This window comes from Protofrankia sp. CiP1_Cm_nod1, from assembly GCF_920888515.1.
In the GTDB taxonomy this organism is placed as follows: Bacteria; Actinomycetota; Actinomycetes; order Frankiales; family Frankiaceae; genus Protofrankia.
In genome coordinates this window covers 1-2,737 of the sequence record NZ_CAKKTM010000402.1, presented here as the reverse complement: position 1 = coordinate 2,737, position 2,737 = coordinate 1, and the positions used below count along the sequence as shown (strand labels likewise).

The window sequence follows — 2,737 nt, the reverse complement described above, 5'->3', positions numbered from 1 at the left end:
GTTCGACAGCCGCGCGGACGGCCACGACGCCGCGGTGGCGGCGGCGCTCGCCGCCGGCGACGCGGCCGCGCTGCTGCGCCTGGACCCGGCTCTCTCGCGGGAGCTGCTGGCGGCGGGCCGCGCGTCGTGGCAGGTACTCGCCGGCGCGCGGCTTGCCGGTGCTACCGTCACCGCCACAGCGCACGATCCGGGCATCACCATGAGCGACACGCGCACGTGGTCATGGACGTCTCGTGCTGAGTATGTCGCCGCCCCTTACGGTGTGGGGTACGTGGTCGCCGTGTGGGAGCAGGGGAGTCCTGGGTAATGATCTCGAGGTCGACGGAACTGCCATCCGGGGTACAGCACTCGACCTGCGCGAGCCTCGCGGTCCTACGAGCCGGATCGCCCGTCGACCCGCCGGTCGTCCTGCTGCCCGGTTACACCGGGAGCAAGGAGGACTTCCTGCCGATCATTCCGCGGCTCGCGCGGGCCGGGTTCGACGTGGTCGCGGTCGACCAGCACGGCCAGTACGAGTCACCCGCGGCCGACCCGGAGCGGGACTGCACGGTCGACGCGCTGGCTGGACACGTCGGCCGGGTGGCCGACGAGATCGGTCGCCCGGTGCACCTGCTCGGCCATTCCTTCGGGGGGCTGGTCGCGCGGACCGCGGTCATCGCCCGCCCGTCGTGCGTGGCAAGCCTCGTGCTGCTCAGCTCCGGCCCGGCCGGGATCGTCGGCCCTCGGCGGATCGCGCTGCAGGCCATGCGGGTGGTGTACAAGCGCAGCGGCCGGGACGCGGTATGGGCCGCCATGCGGGCCGCGGACACCGCCGTGTACCCGCCCGGTGGCCTGGAGTTCCTGGAGCGCCGGTTCTTCGCCAGCAGCAACGTCGGCCTGCGGGTGATGGGGGAGCAGCTGCTGAGCGAACCCGACCGGGTCGGTGAGCTCGCTGACGCCGTCAGCCAGGACGACGTACCCGTGCTGGTCGCCCACGGGGCCGCCGACGACGCCTGGCCGCCGCGTCTGCAGGCGGAGATGGCGGCACGCCTGGACGCCCGCTACGAGGTGATCGCCGGGGCGGCGCACTCGCCGGCGACCGAGAACCCGGAGGTCACCGCCGCGCTGCTGGTCGAGTTCTGGCGCAACGGCGTGGGCCAGCGGGCCGCGTAGGCCCGCTGGCCTCAGGCCAGCCTCAGGCCGGTTCGAGGAAGAAGCTGGTGAGCTGGGAGGCGAGCTCGGCCGGTACCCGGGCCCGCAGGACCGTGCCGGTCGCCGTGTGCTCGAGGCCGAGGACCTCCCCGCGGGCGTACACCCGGGAGACCAGGTCACCGCGGGTGAACGGCAGCAGCACGCACACCTCGACGTCGGGGTGGGGGACGCGCTCGGTCAGCTCCGCCACCAGGGCGGCCAGCCCCTCCCCGGTGCGCGCCGAGACGAGGAGCGCGCCGGGGACGGCGCGGCGCACCCGGGCGAGCACGTCCGGGCCGGCGGCGTCGATCTTGTTCACGACCAGCAGCTCGGGGACGTCCCCGGCGTCGATGTCGTTGATCACGGTGCGGACCGCGGAGATCTGTGACATCGGGTCGGGATGCGAGCCGTCGACGACGTGCAGCAGCAGGTCGGCGTCGGCGACCTCCTCCAGGGTGGAGCGGAACGCCTCCACGATCTGGTGCGGCAGGTGGCGGACGAAGCCGACGGTGTCGGCGAGGGTGAACGTCCGGCCGTCGGGCAGCGTGGCCCGCCGCACGGCCGGGTCCAGCGTGGCGAACAGGGCGTCCTCGACCAGCACCCCGGCGCCGGTCAGCCGGTTGAGCAGCGAGGACTTGCCGGCGTTGGTGTAGCCGGTGATCGCGACCGCGGGGATGCCGCTGCGCTGCCGCGCCGAGCGTTTGGTCGTCCGGACCGTCTTCATCCCGGCGAGCTCCCGGCGGAGCCTGGCCATGCGCGTGCGCAGCCGCCGCCGGTCCGTCTCGATCTTCGTCTCGCCGGGGCCGCGGGTGCCGATGCCACCACCGGCGCGGGACATCGACTCACCCCAGCCACGCAGCCGCGGCAGCATGTACTGCAGCTGCGCGAGCTCGACCTGGGCCTTGCCCTCCCGGGAGGTGGCGTGCTGGGCGAAGATGTCGAGGATCAGCGCGGTCCGGTCGATGACCTTGACCTTGACGACGTCCTCCAGCTGGCGCAGCTGGCCGGGGGTCAGCTCACCGTCGCAGACGACGGTGTCGGCGCCGGTGGCGGTGACGACGTCGCGCAGCTCACGCGCCTTGCCGGAGCCGACGTACGTCGCCGAGTCGGGAGTGTCCCGACGCTGGACGAGCGCGTCCAGGATGACCGAGCCGGCCGTGGCCGCCAGGGCGGCGAGCTCGGCCATGGAGGTCTCCGCCTCGGCGGCCGTGCCCGAGGTCCACACCCCGATGAGGACCACCCGCTCCAGCCGGAGCTGGCGGTACTCGACCTCGGTGACGTCGTCGAGCTCGGTTGCCAGGCCTGGTACCCGGCGCAGTGCCAGACGGTCGGCGAGGTCGAGCGCCTCGCCGGAGGCGTCGAAGAGGGCGGGAAACGTCATGTCGCTGCCTCCTTTATCGCAGGCTCCCACGTCCGTTCCGGGGCCGCGACCGAATTTTCTCGACCGGACGACGGTGGTTCCCGGTCAGATGACGGCGGCCATGCTGGCGGTGCCGGTGGCCCGGTCACCGCGGTCGGGCGCGGCGCGCCCGGCGCGTCCCGTGCCGCTGGCCGGCCGGGAGCGCCC

Annotated in this window: 2 protein-coding genes and 1 pseudogene; 2 read left to right on the top strand and 1 reads right to left on the bottom strand. The window is 73.7% G+C overall.

The genetic code is table 11. The annotated features are described in order from the left end of the window. Together NBX02_RS18210 and NBX02_RS18205 are read left to right on the top strand one after the other, a co-directional pair. Positions 1 to 307 (top strand): annotated as a pseudogene (locus NBX02_RS18210) (hypothetical protein); the annotation flags it as partial. Beyond that, the gene (locus tag NBX02_RS18205; protein WP_250284672.1) at positions 307 to 1,152 is read left to right on the top strand and encodes an alpha/beta fold hydrolase; all 846 of its coding nucleotides are present in this window, start codon (positions 307 to 309) and stop codon (positions 1,150 to 1,152) included. The pseudogene NBX02_RS18210 and the gene NBX02_RS18205, both read left to right, overlap by 1 nt. A gap of 22 nt (positions 1,153 to 1,174) precedes the next feature. Here NBX02_RS18205 and hflX read toward each other — a convergent pair whose 3' ends face one another. Next, entirely contained in the window at positions 1,175 to 2,551 is a 1,377-nt protein-coding gene (gene hflX, locus NBX02_RS18200; RefSeq protein WP_250284674.1) for a GTPase HflX, read from the bottom strand. Positions 2,552 to 2,737 lie beyond the last annotated feature (186 nt).